The sequence below is a fragment of the Gottfriedia sp. NPDC057991 genome (assembly GCF_042886615.1).
Classification (GTDB): domain Bacteria; phylum Bacillota; class Bacilli; order Bacillales; family Bacillaceae_G; genus Gottfriedia.
In genome coordinates, this window is sequence record NZ_JBHVQN010000008.1 from 1 (window position 1) to 20,950 (window position 20,950).

Sequence of the window (20,950 nt, forward strand, 5' to 3'; positions counted from 1 at the left end):
TTGGAACGCCGTATGCGGTGAAAGTCGCACGTACGGTGTGAACAGGGGGAAAAGGGAGCGATAACTTCAAACCCTTACCTATCTGTATCAATAAGGATTTTTGATAAAAAAGGGATTTTTAGTTATTAAAGAGAAATTATTTAAAGGAATATTTTACCATTATAAAAATATTCGATATTACAAACAGATATTTTGTATATTAGCAAAGGAAAAGGTGATTGGTTTGAGATTATTTATTGGAGAAATAGTTATAGTTTTTGTAATTTTGTGCTATTTAATTTTAAGAGCAATTATTTTTGTACTAAAAATGAAAAACAAAAAGACTTTTGATTGGTATAAAGAAATAATAGGACTTTTGCTTGTTTTATATTCACTTATGGTTTTTTCAGTGACATTGTTCCCTTTATACATAACTCCACATGGGAACTTTCAATTTCCATACTGGTCTATAAACTACATACCTCTTATCTCAATAATGAGAGATATTAATGAAGTAGGAATTGCATATAGTGGTGACACATTTTTTATGATTAAGCTGATTGTAAGAAATGTAGGAGGCAATATAGTGATGTTTATGCCTCTGGGTTTCCTTGTCCCTGTAATATGGAAAGATTGCAAGAGACTTAAAAAAATTTTAATGATCGGATTGATTGTTTCCCTTAGTATTGAAAGTTTACAATTTTTAGAAAATTTTTTCGGAGTTGGTTTAGGAAGGATAATAGACATTGACGATGTTATTTGTAATGTAATTGGGACTATCATAGGTTATCTCATCTATAAACTTTTAATTCTATTTTTGGGTAAGACAAAAAAAGTATTTAGCCGATCAAATCATCTTGATATTTAATTAAAGTAGTTGAAGAAGGATATTTTCTGTTTTAAGGGAATTAGAATATCAAACAAACCTTAAACGACACGGATATTGAAAATAACAGGAACATAGGAGGTATAAGATATGAAAATCAATAGAATTGATCATGTAAGTATAAACGTAAATGATCTTTCAGAGGCTAAAGCGTTTTTTCTTGATTTAGGACTTGAAGTGCACGCGGAATGGGAATTGGATGGAAAACAGTTAGACAAAATAGTCGGGCTTAAAGATGTTAAAACGGCATGTGTAGGATTAGGAATGCCAGATGGTAAGACATGGATAGAATTAGTCAAATTTTATACGCCGTCAGATGAAACAGATATTCAGAAACCTTTTGCAAATACGCTAGGTATCCGACATATTTGCTTTGCTGTTGAAGATATTGATGCTATTGTTGCAAGATTGAAAGAGAAGGGCAACGAAATCTTTAGTGAGATACAGCAATATGAAGAAAGTTATAGGTTATGCTACGTTCGTGGTCCAGAGGGGATTATTTTAGAGTTAGCGGAGAAAATCAGTTAAATATTGAATGGTACTTTAAATGATTTAGATCCCTAACTTTAAAGATTTCTTCTTAAACTATCGGGTGCAATAGTAGAACAACATGATCGGCTATTTAGTCGATTTTTTTATTGAGCCAAAAATAAAAAAGGATGTCTAGATAGATAGCCTTTAGTAGATTTATTTAGTCATAAGAGGCGGTACAATTTTATTTTTTAGGAAGTTATTATTAATGAGTTAAGACAGCAATTTATTATTTAGATATGAAACTCGGATTATTTAAATCATTATTTTAAAAGATTACATTGGCATTAAGTTGAGGTGAGTGTTGATCCAAATAGAGTTTCGAAGCTGCATGATACCTTTTAATAAACATTTCTTCAGCTTTTTCAAAGCTTCCGAATGCTCGTTCTTCACGGATTGCTCCTCCTTTTCTAGCAATTTCGAATTCGGTATCTACGAATATTTTAAAATCGTACAGGTCACATAAATCCCTCTTAAATAAAAATGTTCCATCTATTATAAAAATCATATCATTGGTTGCAACTCTTAAATCTGAATTAACATACTCATCCTTAAGCAAGTCGAAGGAAGTTGTTTGATAATGTAGGTTGCCATTTGGTCTTAAAGGAATTAAAAGTTTTTGCTTAAAAGACTCGTAATCATGCGCAGACTCATAATAACCTAAAGCAGAATCCTTCCCGAGTTTTTAACGAATCTCTCTCGGGTTATGAAAATTATCTATACTAGTTCTAATCACGTTCTTTTTCCTACGTTTAAGTTCCTCAGCAATTTCATTAGCAATTGTTGTCTTACCAGATGCTGTGATACCACTAACTCCTACTCGAATTGGATGATTTATTTTTAAGCACAATATTTTATTTACCAAATCAGAAATTAGTTTGCTCCTTAACATAAATCCTCCTGTTTAGCGAAGCACTTTTTAATATGGTCCATTAATATTATTCGAATTATTAGGATTTGTTGATTCTCTCCCAATTTCTTCATTTAATGTTTGATTATCACTTTTATTTGGAGAGCCAGTTCCAAACTTCTTTTCCATAAAGAAACCAAATGCAATTATTAAAATAACAAATCCCAAAATTACATATCCAAACATTGTTGTATACCTCCTGCCATTTTTAAATGTAATATAAACAAAACTCAAATTTACACAAAAAAGTATGTAAAATAAAAATCATTCAGTTCTATCTTTTTTAAAGTTATTCCATATTTTGCCACAAAATTCCTCTACCTTTATTGAATTAAACTACCATTTAGCTCTAACAACGGCATATTATTAATTGTTTCCTTAGGCCTTTACTATTCTTCAAAACCCCCTTGGTAAATAAAAACAGTAAGAATAGCAAGCGAGCATACATAAAAGCAAATAATATTAAACTATTAAAAGAAAAGAACCTATCCTGAATGGTATTTTCAAAATAGGTTCTTTTTCTTTTATCTACCTAAAACATGTTCAATTAAACGAAAACTCCAAAATCCAAGTAAAGCTAAACTACTCGCTAAAATGATATAGGCAATAAAAATTTGCCATTTTTTACGATTACTAGAAACATAATAAGTTTCTAATGTTTCCTGTTGTTTCAGCAAAGGTGCCACCTTTTTATGCTTAATTTCTTGAATCTTTTCATCAATATAAGTTCTCCAGTCTAAGTCTGGTTCATGGAGGCGTGCTCGAACAGATCGAATTAGATAGTTTATTTCAAGACGTTCCTTATGAATTTCTAATTCTAATTTCTTATTATCTTCAAAAAATGGGAAAAAGAAACGTTTTACAATCGTACGATCAGAATAGTCATTAAAAATCCTAAATTGAAATTGTTTAATTGTATGTTCATATAGTTTTATTTTTTCTTTAATTACCTTTAACTGGTAAGCTTCTCGAATTCGTTTAATGAATGTAGTAATACCTAAAATAATAATATAAAATGCGATAAAGTTAGGTTGATAAAATAAATATACTAGCATCATCATAATTCCGATAAACCAAAAAATTGGAGGTAAAACACTTAAAATTCGCCCTCCATCTAAAGGAGAAATCGGAATTAAGTTAAACAAATTAAGTATACAGCCTAAAGCAATTACTAATCCGAAAAATTCATTATGTGTGTAATGATAGAGAGGAATTGCTGGTAAAACTGAAATTAATCCTAAAAACGGACCACCAAACGCTACATAAGATTCCGTTACAGCATCTTTTGGCATTTCTTTAAGTGAAATAACCGCCCCGACAAAAGGAATAAAAAATGCTGGTGAAGTTGGTAGACCTTTTTGTTTCGCAGCAATTAAATGCCCACCTTCATGACAAATTAATAAGTAAACAAGAGCGAAAGCAAAATACCATCCAAATGTAAATCCGTATACAAATAAATATAAGATCATGCTTAAGAAAGATAAAAATTTTGCAGCTTTTAATAACGGTAATACTAGCTTTAATTTAGTACCTATTATTGCGATTACTACACCAATTCTTGTTAACGATTTTTTCGTTTTACTATTGATTATTGGTTGTGCCATTCATTTCACCTGCTCGCTAATTATGATATGATTATGTAGTATTAAAATTATATCATTATAAACTAATAGAATATAAGGACTAAAGTCGGTACTTTTATTGAATTTAAAAGAAAAATTAAGATTTAAATATGAATATAGATTAGTCCAATTGATCGTTAGAAAGATCTCTTTCTAACTTTTGTGTTTTCAAGAATATTTAAATGGATGAAATACTAACAACGAAATTAACTAAGGATTGATAAAGTAATGAATATATATGGAATCATCAAAGAAGTAGCGGAAAATAAAAGGAAAAACATAGCATATAAATACAACGGTAATACAACGAATTATGAAGAACTCATTTCATCTTGTGAATATCTGACTCAAGTTTTAATTAAAAATAAGATTGGAAAAGGAGATAAAATTGCGATTTTATTAGGAAATTCTCCTGAGTTTATTCAAACTTATTTAGCAATATTAAAACTCGGTGCAATCGTAATTCCGTTAAATCCAGCTTTTACGGAAAGTGAACTTAGCTATATTTTAAATGACTCTTCTACAAAACTTGTAATTTCAACTAGTGAACAGGAGAAAAAACTTAAAAGTGTTAAAAATCTGTGTCCTACATTATTAAATATTATTTTAATAGATGAAATACAACCGACAGTGAAAATAAAAAATCAATTAGAAGAAATTGAAACCCTTAAAGATGATACGGCTGTTATTCTGTATACATCAGGAACAACTGGCAATCCTAAAGGTGCAAGGTTGTCTCATTCTAATTTAATTGAAAATGCAAATGATTTTTCTAAATTAATCGAATTAAGCGAAAATGATCAAATGATCGCGGTCCTTCCAATGTTTCATTCATTTTGCTTAACATTATGTGTAAATATGATTTTGTTAAATGGAGCATCAACGATCATCATTCCGAAGTTTAATCCAGCTGAATTAGTTGAGGTAATAAAAAAAGAAAAAGCTACTTTAATTGCTGCAGTACCGACGATTTATAATTATCTATATCAATTAAAAAATGCGACAGCAAACGATTTTAGTAGTTTGAGAGCATGTATTTCTGGTGGGGCATCTATACCAATCGAATTATTACAGTCGATCCAAGAAAAATACAATGTGTCTATAGTGGAAGGTTATGGATTATCTGAAACAGCTCCAGTACTTACTTTTAATCCATATCGTGGTATTTGTAAACCAGGATCAGTTGGTCTTGATCTACCTAGTGTTGAGACAAAAATAGTAAATGAAAATGGAGAAGAAGTTCCAACTGGCGAAGTAGGAGAAGTTGTTGCGATTGGACCAAACGTGATGAGTGGGTATTTAAATAATATAGAAGAAACTGAAAAAGCATTTTTTAATGGTTGGTTTAAAACGGGTGATCTAGGTAAAAAAGATGAAGATGGATATTTATTTTTATTAGATCGAAAAAAAGATGTTATTATAACGAACGGATATAATGTTTACCCTAGAGAAATAGAAGAGCGCCTTTATCAGCATCCTAATATTATCGAAGCAGCGGTTGTCGGAAAACCTAATCAATTAATAGGTGAGAGTGTATGTGCTTATTTAGTCGTTTCAAATGATTCACTTTCAGAAAGTGAGATCATTGATTTTTGCAAAAAAGCACTTGTTTATTATAAAGTTCCTAAGGAAATTTATTTTGTAAAAGAACTACCTAAAAATAGTACTGGGAAAGTTTTAAAAAGAAATCTTAAATAAATTTGGAGACCAATCAATTAAATGGTCTTTTTGTGCGACGGGCAGTCGCATAGGGTGCTGACCTAGTCGGCACCCTTCATTTTCTTTTCTAGACAGAGACGACACTTCGGTGTAACGACTGGATGAAGGATAAAATTATGAATTCCAGATGGTGAAAATCCATACTCGAGGAGACTGACCTAGCTCGAGAAGTCTAATCTAGGGCATTATCGCGAGGTATTGTCTGAAGGAGATGCGGTAAATCGAGAGACCCGTAGACGATAAGATAGACCCTAATGCAAGAAGTGTGAAGCACGGCGGCGGGATAAGTTGGTGACTCTGCGAAAAGTGAGGAAACCCACTAAAACGGCATTTTCTTTAGAAGTCAGAGCGAGAAAATGTGGCTTATAACGTGATGGTGCAGGGTATGTCTTGAAGGAAAATGCGATGACCCCGTGAGGTCTCCACCTTACCGAACAGGCAGGGTTCTAATCTATAAGGGTAATCCGAAGTGATGACGAACGGGTGGAGAAGTCAGATGTTCTCATAGTACGGAAGTAGTTCGATGACCATAACATCGAATGAACGGAAGGGGAACGACCTATGGCTCCAAGTCATGGACAAGATGGAATGTTAACAATCAAGTTACCGAGGTAAAACCGTTTGGATGAACATCAAGGAAAGGCATGGAATACGTAATGAATCAAGAGTGGAAATTCAAATTACACAGTGTTTATGGTCAATTATTATTCGACCGTAAATTAACTCAAAGTTTTGAACAAGTAAAAGCGAACAAAGGTACAGGTGGTATTGACGGAGAATCAATCGAAAGTTATGAATCTAACTTAGATAGAAATATACTGTCACTACTTGAAAAGTTGAAAATGAAAACCTACAAAGCACAACCAGTCAAAAGAGTATACATACCTAAGAAAAATGGAAAGAAACGACCTTTGGGAATCCCGACAATTGAAGACCGAATTGTCCAACAGAGTTTAGTTAATGTACTCCAACCAAAATTTGAAGACCTTCTATTTCATAGTTGGTCGGTAGGATACCGACCAAATCGAGGAGTCCAAAGAGCTTTACAGATTATTCTATGGAACATCGAACAAGGATACAACCACATCTATGATTGTGATATTAAAGGCTTCTTCGATAATATTCCACACAAGAAACTAATTGGAGTATTAAAGAAATACGTCTCGGACCGAACGGTCCTAAGTCTAATTGAACAGTGGTTAAAGGTTGGTCATATGGAAGAAGGCAAACTAATTCATTCTGATTACGGGACACCTCAAGGTGGTGTAATCTCTCCTTTACTAGCGAATGTATACCTTAATGAATTGGATTGGGAATGGGATTTAAACGGTATTCGCTTCGTTCGTTATGCGGACGACTTTCTTTTATTTGCGAAATCAAAGGAATCAATCGAAAAAGCAGCGACCTTAACTAAAGAAAAGTTGAAAGAATTAGGACTAGAGATTTCAAAAGAGAAAACTAGAGTAGTCAACTTTGAGAAGGACGATTTCGATTTCTTAGGTTTTACATTTCATCATTGGAGACCGAATAAGAAAGATAATAAACCTATATTTCATGTAACCCCTAAAGAAGAATCAATCAAAGACTTTCGATTGAAAATAAAGAAAAGACTCGAAAGACATTAACTCTGAACAAAGAAGAGTGGATTAATCGAGTAAATCCAATTATACGTGGTAAAGTGAATTATTATGTGACGATCATCAAAGCGATTAAGGCTAATGAAGAACTAGGTCAGACAAGTCATTGTAAAACGAGATGGACGAGAAAAAGGCTTCGAAATCTAGATGGATACATAAGAAAGCGACTGAGAGTAGCGTTTATTCATAAACATCCAACCCAAAGAAAAGGGGAGAAGATGAAAAGTTTGTGGAATAACACATTCTTTCTAAAGATTAATCTGATTCCCTCCTACTGGCTGTACTTAAATAAAGCGTATGGCTATACAAAAGAACAGTATTTAAATGAATGGAAGATAAAAGCTAAACGCAGGTTACAGAATAGAATTAAAAGAGCAAAAGAAAAAGGCGAAGAATATTACAACCATCTTCGTCTCCAAAAGATGCAAAACGCCTGGAATGCATCCTCATGATAATCATTACAACATATGGGTAAGCCGTATGCCTTAATAGGGCATGTACGGTTTGATAAGGGGGAAGTCTCGTGAGAGATTTCCCTACTTTCTTTTTTTTTGCAAATTTGGGCTATTGTCTTCTCCAAAACCAAACTAGTAAATAGTCCTGCGAAATTAAGAAAATGATATAGTCTAAATGTTGTATATTTGACACATTACTACGAACTAAATAATGCTCATTTTTGGTAAGATTTAGTAGGAATATACTTTCTGTCCAAAATGCTAGAAAAGATGAATTCAATGGAATCAATTATCATTTAAATAACGAAGGCATAATAATGAATAAGAAAATGAATTCACTATTTTTAATATATTATCGCTTTCCTTTTTAACTGTGTGTAATAGTATAGCAAGATGGATATATTTCTGCAAAACAAATCGGATTGAAAGATAAATTTCCAAATTTAACAAAAAAAGAACTAGACGAAACATATTTGATCATACCAGACGGTCATAGACCATCGGTAAGAGGTGATGAATTTGTTGCCTTTTTATCTTTATCATTATCCGACAGGAAGACTCCTTCCTCAATTACGTGAAGGTCTGATAATACCAGGAATAGGTGGGAGATGAATGTCGGTTAGGCGTGCGTAAGTCTAAAGGCTTTTTTGTTTTCTGCTTCATAACTCAATGATATGCTCAGTCTTAAATAAAAGAAAGGCTGATATTAAAGTGAAATTAGAAAGCAATTATCATGATCAAACGTGCCTTTCCACAAATTAGAAAAAAGCTATGGGAAGAAATGTTTTGGTCAAGAAGTTTTTGCTTACTAACTACTGGTGGTTCTCCTATCAATGTAGTTAAGAAATAGATTAAAAATCAAGGAATGAAGTGAGGTGAAAACAATGTTAGTGAATAAAGCATATAAATTCCGTATCTATCCAACTAGAGAACAGGAAACACTAATCGCCAAAACGATTGGATGTAGTCGTTTTGTATTCAATCACTTTTTAGGACAATGGAACGACACATACAAAGAAACTGGCAAAGGATTAACGTACAATTTTTGTTCTGCTGAATTAACAAAGCTGAAAAAAGAATTATTATGGCTCAAAGAAGTTGACAGTATTGCTCTTCAATCCTCACTGAAAAACCTCGCAGATTCGTATTCACGATTCTTCAAAAAGCAGAATAACGCACCACGCTTTAAGTCTAAAAAGAATCGAGTTCAATCCTATACAACAAAAGAAACAAACGGAAATATTGCCGTTGTCGGAAACAAAATGAAACTTCCTAAACTTGGTCTTGTTCGCTTTGCTAAAAGTCGCGAAGTACATGGTCGTGTTCTGAGTGCTACCGTTAGAAGAAATCCAAGTGAAAAATACTTTGTATCCATTCTTGCAGAAGTAGACGTACTACCACTGGTGAAAGCTGAATCATCGATTGGTATCGACTTAGGCATTACTGATTTTGCCATTTTTTCTGACGGTCGCAAGATTGACAACAATAAGTTTACTGCCAAAATGGAAAAGAAACTAAAACGTGAACAGCGAAAACTTTCAAGACGTGCGTTACATGCTAAACAGAATGGGATTAACCTTTTAGATGCAAAAAACTATCAGAAACAAAAACGAAAAGTCGCTAGATTACACGAAAGAGTATTGAATCAGCGTGACGATTTCCTTAACAAGTTGAGTACAGAAATTATCAAAAACCACGATCTAATCTGTATTGAAACCTTGAATACGAAAGGAATGCTACGTAATCGCAAATTAGCCAAATCGATTTCTGATGTATCATGGTCTGCTTTTGTTACGAAATTAGAATACAAAGCTACGTGGTACGGAAAAACAATCATGAAAGTGAGTAATTGGTTTCCATCCAGCCAAATATGTTCCGATTGTGGGCACCAAGATGGTAAGAAACCTCTTGAAATTAGGGAATGGACCTGCTCCTTTTGTCACGAACATCACGATCGAGACATAAATGCCAGTAAAAATATTCTAGCTGAAGGCTTACGAGCATTGGCTTTGGTATAATTAATCAAAGAACCGTAGGAATCTACGGGGATAGCTTGGCAAATAAGAGAAACCTCTGCTGGCAAAGAAATACACTAGCAAGTATGCTCTGTTCCCAAGAATCTCCTACTTCAAACAACCTAAAAGGGTGTTAAGTGGTGAGTAGTTCAAGTGACTATAAAGTTAGTCATTAAACAAAGGGGATAGAAAATGAGAGTGAAAATGTTTATTGTGTATGCAAGTTTAATATTAGTATTATTGTCAAGTTGTACGATGCAATCATCTAATGACAACTCTTTTGAATTGGATGATTATGAAAAATTAACTTCATTTAGTGCACATAAAGGGGACGTGTACTATGTTGATTATTCATTTATTGTCAATAAAGGTTATGTGGATTTATTTATCTATAATAAAAAAACGAGAGATATTGTTTTCACAACTTCAATTAAAAAGAAGGCAAAATATCAAGGTTCTTTTAATATACAAAGAAGCGGTATTTATGTTGTCGAAATGGATGGTTATAAAGCATCTGGTGAATATAAATTCAAACTTAATAATGAAGCAATTACAAAAAAAGAATCAACTATTGAACACATGGATGAAATGTTGTTAACGAATACAAAAAATCACGATTTTGAAATAGAGAGATGGAAAGATAAAAAAAATACTTATTACAATGTATCATTCAAAACAGATTATACTGGAGTAGAGCTATGTACGTTTGATGGAATAAAGAATGAAAACAGTGGAATAATAGCAGGAAATTACGATCGGCAGGATGATCTTGTTGCACTACCAACAACAATTGATGTTTGGAAAAGCGCAAAAACGATGATTCATTTTAATATTCCAAATGAAAAAACGATAGGTGGTATGGTAATTTGCTATATTCCTATTGAAAAAGATGGGGAAACACTTAGTAAGGAAATCAAATATGATCGAATCCTCTTTCATTAAAAAATAATCATGCAATGCATTTCTTTAAAAGAGGTGTATTTTTAAACAAAATACTAATGGTAAAACGTTAACCGAGATTATTAGTACATTAAACTGATTTTATGAGAATATGACTAGATTAATCTAATTTCTTAGTGCAAATCTATGAAGCTATACTTCTTTTTGAAGTATAGCTTTTTGTTTTGGAAGAATGTTTTTAATAAAAAAAATCATGTAATTTGAAATGAATTCCTACAAATCCCACAATTTCTAGCTTGAAAAATCTTACAAAAAACAACAAAAACCATCTTTTTGTGATTTTTTACCTTTTTATTTTCATAAAGTAGTCAATATGAAAATTATTAAAACTAAGTTAAAAAACTAAAAGACTAATAATACTTCCGCAAGTCGAAAATGATTAACATTTAATTTGAAATGTTGCATGTTTAATTCGTTTATTAAGCGATTTAATTGTGATGGAAAAATAATGGGTAGGTTCATGGGGGCATTGTATAAAAAAATTCGGAGTTTACAAAAACTAAATGAGGTTTTATTTTAAAATGAAGTTTGTGTTCATTTAGTAATTTTCGTAACATGGATTCGGTTCTTTTAAGTTGTTCGTAAGGATTTTTTATTTCGGTTTTTGGAGGTTTATACCAGCGATCTCCTTCTATATAATTAATAATCTTCTTCAAAATTTTCACTTCAAATAAATAGATGGTTTCTCCGTTTATACCAATCGAATCAATTTGGAATTCGGATCTGTAACATTCGAACAATAAATCGTTAAGAAAAAGCCAGTTATCTGATAGTTTTGAAGTCCATTCATCAAATTTCTTTTCACGTATGAACCCTGTTTCTAGATAGGATAAGTATGCTAAATCCTCATCAGATAGTTTGCTCCTTGCATTTAATATTTGATAAATCCTTAAATCCTTTGATTCTAATCGTTCTTTTTGATTTTTCATATTTCACATCCTTTCAATCTATTATTACATATTAACAATCATGATAATTTGATGACTTTTTACTATTTTTCGAATTTGTTATGAAAAACTTAATTATAACGACCGAAATGAATATCAATTTTGATGGGAAAATAGATATAAAATATAAGTGGTGTTTAGACTTATTTCACAAAAAATTTACACTTTTTTAAGATTTATATGATATAGTTCACTTAATTTCAAAAGAAAATGGTCATTTATTTTTGAATGTGAAGTTTACGAAAGTAGATTACATGCTAAGAATAAAAAATGGTCTGATTAAAATCTAATAACTGAGTGAGTGAAAGAAATGTCAATTAAAATGAGGTTTCTGTTGTCATATATTGGGGTGATTCTTTTTTCAATCACATTATTATTGGCAGCAGGTTTTTTAATTATTTTTGCTATAACAGGAGATGTAAAGTCAGTAGAAAATCTTTACAAAAAGACTTATGTACAAAAACCTTTGACTACAGTTGAAGAAAGTGTGTTTCTTGATCTGAAGTTACTTGCTAAACATAATCCAATTCAATTACTTAATAAGCAGGAAATTAAAAGGATTGAGCAAAAAAATATCGGCATCGTAGTTAGAAAAGGAAAAAATGTTGAGTACGCTTCCCCGTCTATTGATAAAAAAGCATTGAAACAGGCTCTTCCTGGGTTTGAGGCTACGAATATTAATACTCGTGATACGATTAAAATAAATGATTTGTTTTTTACGTATGTGAAATTTGATTTTTATTTTCCAAATCAAAGCCAAGGTAGTATTTTTGTCTTAAAGAAAGCAAGCTCATATACTGAGGTTATACGAAATCTGTTTCCAATTTTACTAGGATTATTGCTTTTTTTATTTATCGTGATTATTGGCATGCTAAATTATTTAGTTTCACGTAGCATCATTAAGCCAATTTCTAAGCTTAAAAAAGGAGCGGAAAAAATTAAAATTGGTGATTTGAATTTCGAAATTGATACGAATTCAAATGATGAAATTGGTGAATTAAATAAGGCATTTGAGGAAATGAGAATAAAATTAAAAGAATCGATTAATCTCCAAATTCAATATGAGGAAAATCGTAAAGAGCTTTTGTCCAATATTTCACATGATCTAAAAACACCGATCACTTCAATCATTGGATATGTGGAAGGGATAAAAGATGGTGTAGCAAATACACCTGAGAAAATGGAAAAATATTTATCGACCGTTTATTCTAAAGCAAAGGATATGGATTCATTAATTGATGAACTCTTCTTATTTTCCAAGCTTGATTTAAAAAAAGAACCATTTCATTTTGAAACAGTCGAGATTAATAAGTATATTGAGTCTTACGTCGAAGAAATTTATTTGGATTTACTTCAGCAAGGCATAAATATAGAGGTAAGTCTATTGAATAAATCAATCAATGTGAATGCGGATCGAGAAAAATTAAAAAGAGTATTGTCAAACTTAGTAAGCAATTGTGTGAAATATATGAACAAAGAAGAAAAGAAAATTTCGTTTTCATTACATGAGCAATTAAATGAATTTATTGTACAAGTAACGGATAATGGGCAAGGTATCGATCCTAAAGCACTACCCTTTATTTTTGAACGTTTTTACCGTGCAGAACAATCAAGAAATTCTCAAACTGGCGGTAGCGGGTTAGGTCTTGCAATCGCAAAGCAAATTATTGAAGAGCACGGTGGGGAAATCTGGACATCTAGTGAAATTGGTAAAGGGACAAGTATATTCTTTACCTTAAAGAAAGGTGAGAAAAATTGAAAGAAATATTACTGATTGAAGATGATATAAGCATTGCAGAATTACAAAGAGATTATTTAGAAATAAATGATTTTCGTGTTGATATTCAACATAATGGCGATGAAGGACTTCAACATGCACTAAAAGGCAATTATGATTTAATCATTTTGGATATCATGCTTCCAGGAAAAAATGGTTTTGAAATTTGTAAAGAACTACGTGCAGTCAAAAACATTCCTATTTTATTTGTATCTGCTAAAAAAGAGGATATTGATAAAATTAGAGGTCTTGGTTTAGGTGCAGACGATTACATTACAAAACCATTTAGTCCAAGTGAACTAGTAGCAAGAGTAAAGGCACATTTATCGCGATATGAAAGATTGGCAGGGAACAATACCGTTTCAAAAACAATTTTCGTACATGGTATTTCAATCGACCGATCAGCTCGTAAAGTTTTTATTAACGAAGTAGAAGTACCATTTACGACGAAAGAATTTGATTTAATGGTATTTTTTGTAATGAATCCGAACCAGGTATTAAGTAAAGAACAGATTTATGAAAAGGTTTGGGGCCTCGAATCAGCTGCAGACGTTTCAACGGTAACTGTCCATATTAGTAGATTACGTGAAAAGATAGAAAGAGATCCTACAAACCCTAAGTTTTTGGAAACAGTTTGGGGAGCGGGATATCGATTTAATGTATAGCAACATTTAAAAACCCTCACTTTGTGGCGGTTTTTTTATTTTATGTTGTTATTTGCCTTGTAACTTTACTATAAAGTAGTTTGTTAGTAAAAGGAATGAAATAATTAATGTAGAATTTTATAGATAAAAATAATTGAATAATAGGGGTAGAGAAATAAAAATGAATCAAAAAGATGAAGAAAAACTAAGTAAATTTATGAGTAAAATTTTAAGACATGACCCTTTAAAATTTGGGTTGAATTTAAAAGAAGATGGGACATGTACGATACGAGAATTGGTTGACGCAATAAATAGTCAAATAAACTGGGGCGGTGTCACTGTAGAAAATATTACACAGGTTGTAAAGAATTGTTCAAAACAGCGATACACAATAAATGATGGTAGAATTAAAGCGAATTATGGGCACTCGAAAACTAAAATAACATATCAGCCGAAAAAACCACCTGAGATTCTATATCATGGTACAAATAAAAAAGTTGAAGAACTAATTCTCAATGAAGGAATAAAACCAATGGGACGTAATTATGTTCATTTATCTGAAGGGGTTGAATTCGCGACACTGGCTGGAAAGCGTAGGGGAGAATTAGTAATTTTAAAGATAGATGCTAAAAATGCCTATGAGAATGGTGTTAAATTTTTTTATGCTGACAATGAAGTGTGGTTGTCTGATTATATTTCACCTAAATATATTATTAAAAATTGAAATTTTTTAACATTGTAGTAAATGAACTAGTAATAGTTTGTTAATTTTAACAAAGAAAAATATTTGTAAATCAATTATCCTTGTGTATGAAATGTCTAAGCTTGTGTCTGTAAAATAGTTTATATTATTTTACAAATAGGATATTGCTTCATTTCATTCAATTTATTTTGTATGACTGTCTACTTGACAGTCATTTTTTATTTCAAAAAAATACATATCAATTCATTAAAGCAACCTATAAAGAAATATTATTAAAAATTTTATACTTTTTTAATAATTTGTTTAGAAGGAGTTTTCATTTAAGGATTAACATAGATTTCAGACGAACTAAGGTCTAACTAATGAAAATGATTGGAGGGAAATTTCCCAGGAATATAATGATATTTTCATGTTGTTTTGTAATGGAAAAGGAGGACGTTGTACTTTATGTGGAAGTTACTTGCAGTAATAATCAGCTGCATACTTTTGCTAAATGGATGTTCCTCATTTGCTAAGGGGGAAGAAAAAGTGAACGAACAGTTATTTCAAGCAGCTAAACGAGGAGAAACTGATTTCGTAAAGAAGTTGATTGAGAATGGTGCGAATATTAATGCACAGAATTCTAATGGACAAACTGCCACAATGATTGCAACTTATCATAACGATTTCAAAACTGCAAAAGTACTGATTGAAGCTGGAGCGGATGTCAATATTAGAGATCATATGAAAAACAATCCCTTTTTATATGCTGGTGCTGAAGGCTTTATTGATATTCTAAAACTTACAATAAAAGCTGGTGCTGATCCAACAATTACGAACAGGTATGGAGGAACAGCATTGATTCCCGCTTCAGAACATGGATATGTAGATGTCGTCAATGAACTTCTTACTAATACCGAGATTGATGTTAATCATGTTAATAATTTAGGATGGACGGCCCTTTTAGAAGCAATTATTTTGAACGATGGGAATAAAAAACAACAGCAAACAGTGCAATTGCTTATTGATAACGGAGCAGATGTAAATTTGTCTGATCGTGAAAATGTTAGCCCTTTACAGCATGCACGTGAGAGAGGTTTTAAAGAGATTGAAGAGATTTTGCTAAAAGCAGGTGCTAGATAATTAAAGTCCATGACCAATTGTATGAATAATTGGAGATTATATAAATAACGAAAAAAAATTTGAGGAGACAATTAAAATGATTAAAAAAACAAAAACAATTTCATCAATATTACTCGGAGTATCTCTAGTAGTAACAGGTTATAATACTGCTGCTAACGCACAAGTAGAGCATGGTAAACAAAAGCAAGAAAGAGTATACAAAGCTCCCAAAAAAGTAAAGAACAAATTAACAAAAGGGCAGGAAATGGCTAAAATTTTAAGTAGTACTAATTGGCAAGGTACTAGAGTTTATGATAAAAATCATCATGACTTAACAAAAGAAAATGCAAATTTTATTGGTCTTGCTAAATATGATGCAAAATCGGGTAGATACGAATTTTTTGATGCAAAAACAGGTCAAAGTCGTGGGGATAAAGGAACATTTTTTATTACAAATGATGGTAAAAAACGAATTTTAATTTCTGAATCAATGAATTACCAAGCTGTAGTCGATATGACAAAACTAAATAAAAACGTATTTACTTATAAAAGAATGGGAAAAGATGCAAACGGTAACGATGTAGAAGTGTATGTAGAACATGTTCCTTATAAAGCAAAAGAGCTTTCTTTTACAGATCCTGATAAAAAATTAGACTCTAAAACAGGCGAGATTGTAAAAAACGTTGATGGTGATAAAATTTTAGGTAAAACACTTTGGAACGGTACAAAAGTAATGGATGAAAATGGGAATGACGTAACGAAATATAATACGAATTTTATTAGTCTTGCGAAATTTGATGGATACACTAATAAATATGAGTTTTTCAATCTTGAAACAGGTAAAAGCCGTGGTGACTACGGATATTTCGATATTGCCCACGAAAATAAAATTAGAGCACATGTTTCAATCGGAACAAATAAGTATGGTGCTGTTCTTGAACTGACTGAGCTTAACAATAATAAATTTACTTACAAAAGAACAGGTAAAGACAAAGATGGTAAGGATATAACTGTATTTGTTGAGCATGAACCTTATAAAGGTGATTTTAAACCAGTATTTAGTTTCTAAAAAACGAATATTCAAAAGAGGAATGGAGAAATCCATTCTTTTTTTAAAGGTCATTAAATAATCTTAGTAATATTTGAAAATGTTACTAAGATTATTTATGGTTTTAATAATATTTTTTTAGTATTTTTTAAAAATTCCCCCAATACACTTTTATTGAATTTATTGGACTTTCCACCAGAAAGTAACCAAAATTTGGTTATTTTAGAATTCTTTTCAGGATAAAATTAGTTAATTTCCCCCAATAGTAATTAAAGCTTTTATCTTGTTTAATTAAAGTGTGGATAGATTTAAGCAAATACATATTAATGTCTTACTAACTTCTAATCTATTATTTGAAAAGGGGAATTAACATGGAAAATAATACTACATATTACGATGATAGCGTACCGGTATATGAAGTACCATTAGAAACAGGAAAGCCAAAAGAACAAACTAATGATGATTTGGATGAACTAAACATAAAATAACTGATGAAATGAGAAAAAACATCAGTGGTAATCCATATATCTTCGACTGAAAATTAAATTGTTAAAGCTTGTAGACTAAAGGGTGTTCCCAAAGTTTACAGGCTTTTTTTGTCCGCTCGAAATGTGTACATAATCTGAATATTCTCGTGATTCATTATTCACAGAAATAGGTCTTTAAACATAAAATAAATTGGCACAAATACAATATTTTTAGTCTTAAAAGGATGTGAGGAAGATTTATCCATTAAGTAATTATAACTTAACAGGTATGCGGTATGATTATTCAACCCCTCAATATCAAAGTGCTTTCCGATCACACAATATGAATAGTAATTATACGATTAAAGCGTCAGGAAAAGGTGAAGTATATGTAAAGCCCGACCAGTCGTTTGTACTATTAGGCTCAGTAGTAGAAAATATGAAAGTACAAACAGCTCAATCAGAGAATGCAATCATTTCGAATAAAATTATAGAAGCATTAAAAGGAATTGGAATTAAACAAGACGAAATTGAAACAAATTCATATACAATCGATCGAATTGTTGATTACCAAGATTCACAGCAAATTTTTAAGGGCTATCGTGTGAGTCATATTTTTAAAGTAATCGTGAAGGATCTTGCAAATGTAGGGAAAGTGATTGACGTTGCAGTTGAAAATGGAGCAAATGAAGTACGGAATCTTACATTCGAAGTATCAAATCCCGATCCGTATTACGGAGAAGCACTACAAAAGGCTACGTTAAATGCAAAAACGAATGCAGAAAACATCGCAAAGTCGCTAGGGTTATCGATTAATAACATACCTATCTGGTTGGCTGAAGAAGGTATTCAAATTGTCCGTCCGATGTCCTCATTAACAATGACTGCAGCAGCATTCAGTGGTCCAACAACACCAATTCAAGAGGGACAAATAAAAATAACTGCTTCAGTGCAGGCAATGTTTAATTATGTTAGTTATTAATTGTTTAAAATTTAAATTAGACAGAAATATATAAAATTAACATTATGATTGTTTATTTAAACAGATAGAGATATAATAAATCCGGATGATATGGAAACGTGATAATGTATTTGTTATGGATCTACTAAATTCATTTAACTTAAATTGGATTGGTATTTTAGTAAATTTTTTGCTAATTAACTATTCCACCAAGAAGACAGAAAGCCTCTGAATGGGCTAATTGTCTTCCTGGTGGAATTTTTTTTTTCCAAAAAGTTGGGAAGTGAAATGAAGTTGTGAGAAACGAAATAGAAACTAAAACAGTATTTCTTAGTCTGAGTAAATAGGTTAAAGAATACTGTGCAAAGATAAGCTATAACATTTAAAAATTGAAATTGAGGCGAATAAGTAATGTCAAAAAAAATACATGAATTTAATGATATGATGAGAAAACTTCGGAAAGATTTGTTTGGAAAAGGTCCGGAGCGAATTCATACAGTGTTTGTTGAAAACATGGCCGTTTCAACATTATATGGTAATTTGACTCCAACTGAAAAATTTATTTCCGGAACTATGAACGGGGCAGAAATGGTTCATACTGCACGAACAAAAATGATTCAAGAATTGTACTTAAATAACCCACCCGAAGGTTTAGAAGAACTTGTGGGCGCAAAATTAGTCCATCTATTTTCAGATATGAAAGTTGAAGAAAATATAGGCATTTCGGTTTTTGTATTCGATCGAAATATTATATAGAAGAAGCGAAAATGCTTAGTGTTAAACTTTCGTGTCAACAAAATCAAATAAAGAATCTTTTTATAGGGAATAAATGGGGGAGACAAATGCTTGGAACGAGCTGGTTTAAAAACCGAAAAATGCTGATCAAACTTTATCAAACTGTATTAAATATATCTTTATTTTTTCTAAGTTTGATTCTTGCGTACTTTCTTTTTAGAGAGCTTTATTATATTTTTAACGATGTTTTATTAGGAAATAAAAATGTTCATCAAATTTTTGGCAAAGTTTTAATATTTTTCTTATATTTTGGATTTATTTCGATTATTGTTCAATATTTCAAAGAAAACTATCATTTTCCAATACGATATCTTCTTTATATTGGGATTACAGCTACGATCCGATTTATTATTGTAAATAATGGTGAATCGGATCATAATTTTTGGTTAGCTATTATCATTTTAGTCCTTACAATTAGCTATATTATTTTACCTTTTGGGGAAACGAGAAATGGATAAATCGACTCTAAATAGGAGCAAAAAAAGTTTACTAAAAATAAAGCAGTTTAACCCAACCTTAAGGTTGAGTTAAAGTAGATTAACTTGGATGACAGTATCAATAGATCAACTTGAACAACCAGAACTTGAACAACTTGAACTTGAACAAGAAGAGTGAGAACTGCTAGAACATGAAGAATGTGATGAACTAGAGCATGAAGAGTGCGAGTTATGATGTTGACTATCACTCTTGCTTGAACAATCATTTGAACTTTCATTTAATGCAAAAAAAGAATTTGTAGCTAAAAATGTTGAATTAAAATGGCTATCATCTGATTTTTTGCTAGAAGAAGAACGATTAGCTGAACTTGGGTAAGATTTTGGTGATTGGTGTTTAGGTAATTTTGTTGTATTTTTAAGTGCCTTAGTTCTTTTTTCTTCATTTTCTATTTCTACTAAATTTTTTTGAATTCTAGCAAACTCTTCTAAAACCTTATTTTTAGTTTGTGAATTAATACGAGATACAAAACTTATTGTTTGGATTGTTTTGCTCGATAAATATTCTAGTACCTTAGTATTTTTATAATAAACATTTAGATTTCCTAAAATATAGGTATTTACAGAAGTCGTTTCAAACAGAGTTTTGTAAAACAAATTGTAAACAGCTCTAGCATCAGCTACATCCGTAATGGTTAAATCATCTTTATGAATATTTGGTTCATGGTGTATCATTTCACCACAAAAAGACTGACAGAAGTTTTGATAACTTTTCGTAAATAAAATCATTTCGTGCCAGATTTTATCTACTTCTTGACTATACATTGGAACGTTTTCAAAGATGGCTGCCATTAAGAAAAAGCGTTTCAACTCTTTCTCAATAAAGGTATACTTTGCATTGCTCCAACCTTCTTTTTCCATAACTCTTTCTTTAACATCAGCTAGGAATCCCATTTTCCATGCGTTTTCTAGTCTAGAAACCAACGATAAATTAGCTAAGTTAGAATTTACCATTAAGTCGTTTTGATTAAACTGATTATAAAGATTGTTATAAAATGCATTATCATTTTTTAAATTCTTTTTAAAAAATCTTCCGAAAAACTTTTTCATATAAACCTCCTTTTATTTATTTTTAGTTCAATTATATAATTAAAAAATAAACAAAAAACAAAATTGTTAAAATAAGGAAATACTTTGGATTTTAACATCCTGTATAAGATTAGGGGACAGGGATCCAATTGGCAGACGGTTATATCATTAATAGTATGATCATCCTTTATTAACTTCGCATTTATTTCAATTAGCTGCGAAGTTTTTTGATGTTGTAAAAATATGGTACAATCTATTTATTATTTACAT

At 31.3% G+C, this 20,950-nt stretch carries 19 protein-coding genes and 2 pseudogenes; 16 read left to right on the forward strand and 5 right to left on the reverse strand.

Annotated features, from left to right (window positions below):
* Positions 1 to 100 precede the first annotated feature (100 nt).
* Both ACFVR2_RS22195 and ACFVR2_RS22200 read left to right on the forward strand, forming a co-directional pair.
* Entirely contained in the window at positions 101 to 847 is a 747-nt protein-coding gene (locus ACFVR2_RS22195) for a VanZ family protein (protein WP_387366890.1), read from the forward strand.
* A 108-nt stretch (positions 848 to 955) separates the two neighbouring features.
* Positions 956 to 1,393, forward strand: coding sequence for a VOC family protein (locus tag ACFVR2_RS22200; protein WP_387366893.1), 438 nt, complete (start codon positions 956 to 958; stop codon positions 1,391 to 1,393).
* Positions 1,394 to 1,664: 271 nt separating this feature from the next.
* On the opposite strand, the pseudogene ACFVR2_RS22205 reads toward ACFVR2_RS22200, so the two are convergent.
* From ACFVR2_RS22205 to ACFVR2_RS22215, 3 genes and pseudogenes are all read right to left on the reverse strand, one after another.
* Positions 1,665 to 2,288: pseudogene (locus ACFVR2_RS22205) on the reverse strand (nucleoside/nucleotide kinase family protein).
* Between the two features lie 27 nt (positions 2,289 to 2,315).
* A complete protein-coding gene (locus ACFVR2_RS22210; protein WP_387366896.1) occupies positions 2,316 to 2,492 on the reverse strand; it encodes a hypothetical protein in 177 nt (58 codons plus the stop codon).
* Positions 2,493 to 2,830: 338 nt separating this feature from the next.
* Positions 2,831 to 3,910 carry a site-2 protease family protein gene (locus tag ACFVR2_RS22215; protein WP_387366898.1) on the reverse strand — a complete coding sequence of 360 codons (1,080 nt, stop codon included), beginning with the start codon at positions 3,908 to 3,910 and terminating at the stop codon, positions 2,831 to 2,833.
* 246 nt (positions 3,911 to 4,156) lie between these two features.
* Between ACFVR2_RS22215 and ACFVR2_RS22220 the strand changes: the two genes are divergently transcribed.
* The 6 genes and pseudogenes from ACFVR2_RS22220 to ACFVR2_RS22245 all read left to right on the forward strand — a co-directional run bounded on the left by ACFVR2_RS22220 (position 4,157) and on the right by ACFVR2_RS22245 (position 10,696).
* Positions 4,157 to 5,626 (forward strand): long-chain-fatty-acid--CoA ligase, encoded by a 1,470-nt coding sequence (locus ACFVR2_RS22220; protein WP_387366901.1) that lies wholly within the window; start codon positions 4,157 to 4,159, stop codon positions 5,624 to 5,626.
* 665 nt (positions 5,627 to 6,291) lie between these two features.
* Positions 6,292 to 7,272: a group II intron reverse transcriptase/maturase gene (gene ltrA, locus ACFVR2_RS22225; RefSeq protein WP_387366904.1), complete on the forward strand. Its 981-nt coding sequence runs from the start codon at positions 6,292 to 6,294 to the stop codon at positions 7,270 to 7,272.
* A gap of 53 nt (positions 7,273 to 7,325) precedes the next feature.
* The gene (locus ACFVR2_RS22230; protein WP_387366907.1) at positions 7,326 to 7,736 is read left to right on the forward strand and encodes a hypothetical protein; all 411 of its coding nucleotides are present in this window, start codon (positions 7,326 to 7,328) and stop codon (positions 7,734 to 7,736) included.
* A 736-nt stretch (positions 7,737 to 8,472) separates the two neighbouring features.
* Positions 8,473 to 8,589, forward strand: a pseudogene (locus tag ACFVR2_RS22235) (transposase); the annotation flags it as partial.
* 34 nt (positions 8,590 to 8,623) lie between these two features.
* Positions 8,624 to 9,757 carry an IS200/IS605 family element RNA-guided endonuclease TnpB gene (tnpB, locus tag ACFVR2_RS22240; RefSeq protein ID WP_387366910.1) on the forward strand — a complete coding sequence of 378 codons (1,134 nt, stop codon included), beginning with the start codon at positions 8,624 to 8,626 and terminating at the stop codon, positions 9,755 to 9,757.
* Between the two features lie 189 nt (positions 9,758 to 9,946).
* The gene (locus tag ACFVR2_RS22245) at positions 9,947 to 10,696 is read left to right on the forward strand and encodes a hypothetical protein (protein ID WP_387366913.1); all 750 of its coding nucleotides are present in this window, start codon (positions 9,947 to 9,949) and stop codon (positions 10,694 to 10,696) included.
* Between the two features lie 476 nt (positions 10,697 to 11,172).
* Here ACFVR2_RS22245 and ACFVR2_RS22250 read toward each other — a convergent pair whose 3' ends face one another.
* Positions 11,173 to 11,643 carry a nuclease-related domain-containing protein gene (locus tag ACFVR2_RS22250; RefSeq protein ID WP_387366916.1) on the reverse strand — a complete coding sequence of 157 codons (471 nt, stop codon included), beginning with the start codon at positions 11,641 to 11,643 and terminating at the stop codon, positions 11,173 to 11,175.
* A gap of 328 nt (positions 11,644 to 11,971) precedes the next feature.
* On the opposite strand from ACFVR2_RS22250, the gene ACFVR2_RS22255 reads away from it, so the two are divergent.
* The 8 genes from ACFVR2_RS22255 to ACFVR2_RS22290 all read left to right on the forward strand — a co-directional run bounded on the left by ACFVR2_RS22255 (position 11,972) and on the right by ACFVR2_RS22290 (position 19,615).
* Positions 11,972 to 13,420, forward strand: coding sequence for a sensor histidine kinase (locus ACFVR2_RS22255; RefSeq protein ID WP_387366919.1), 1,449 nt, complete (start codon positions 11,972 to 11,974; stop codon positions 13,418 to 13,420).
* Positions 13,417 to 14,103 carry a response regulator transcription factor gene (locus ACFVR2_RS22260; protein WP_387366922.1) on the forward strand — a complete coding sequence of 229 codons (687 nt, stop codon included), beginning with the start codon at positions 13,417 to 13,419 and terminating at the stop codon, positions 14,101 to 14,103. The genes ACFVR2_RS22255 and ACFVR2_RS22260 overlap by 4 nt, the downstream gene beginning before the upstream one ends.
* A 160-nt stretch (positions 14,104 to 14,263) precedes the next feature.
* Positions 14,264 to 14,806, forward strand: a complete 543-nt coding sequence (locus ACFVR2_RS22265) for an RNA 2'-phosphotransferase (protein ID WP_387366925.1) — start codon at positions 14,264 to 14,266, stop codon at positions 14,804 to 14,806.
* A gap of 426 nt (positions 14,807 to 15,232) precedes the next feature.
* The gene (locus ACFVR2_RS22270; RefSeq protein WP_387366928.1) at positions 15,233 to 15,907 is read left to right on the forward strand and encodes an ankyrin repeat domain-containing protein; all 675 of its coding nucleotides are present in this window, start codon (positions 15,233 to 15,235) and stop codon (positions 15,905 to 15,907) included.
* Positions 15,908 to 15,983: 76 nt separating this feature from the next.
* On the forward strand, positions 15,984 to 16,955 hold the full coding sequence (locus tag ACFVR2_RS22275; protein WP_387366931.1) for a DUF4822 domain-containing protein: 972 nt from the start codon (positions 15,984 to 15,986) through the stop codon (positions 16,953 to 16,955).
* Positions 16,956 to 17,648: 693 nt separating this feature from the next.
* Positions 17,649 to 18,383 (forward strand): SIMPL domain-containing protein, encoded by a 735-nt coding sequence (locus tag ACFVR2_RS22280; RefSeq protein WP_387366934.1) that lies wholly within the window; start codon positions 17,649 to 17,651, stop codon positions 18,381 to 18,383.
* A gap of 390 nt (positions 18,384 to 18,773) precedes the next feature.
* The gene (locus tag ACFVR2_RS22285) at positions 18,774 to 19,118 is read left to right on the forward strand and encodes a Na-translocating system protein MpsC family protein (RefSeq protein WP_097977583.1); all 345 of its coding nucleotides are present in this window, start codon (positions 18,774 to 18,776) and stop codon (positions 19,116 to 19,118) included.
* A gap of 86 nt (positions 19,119 to 19,204) precedes the next feature.
* Positions 19,205 to 19,615, forward strand: coding sequence for a phosphate-starvation-inducible protein PsiE (locus ACFVR2_RS22290; protein WP_387366938.1), 411 nt, complete (start codon positions 19,205 to 19,207; stop codon positions 19,613 to 19,615).
* A 105-nt stretch (positions 19,616 to 19,720) separates the two neighbouring features.
* On the opposite strand, the gene ACFVR2_RS22295 is transcribed toward ACFVR2_RS22290, so the two are convergent.
* On the reverse strand, positions 19,721 to 20,701 hold the full coding sequence (locus ACFVR2_RS22295) for a glycine-rich domain-containing protein (RefSeq protein ID WP_387366941.1): 981 nt from the start codon (positions 20,699 to 20,701) through the stop codon (positions 19,721 to 19,723).
* Positions 20,702 to 20,950: the final 249 nt, after the last annotated feature.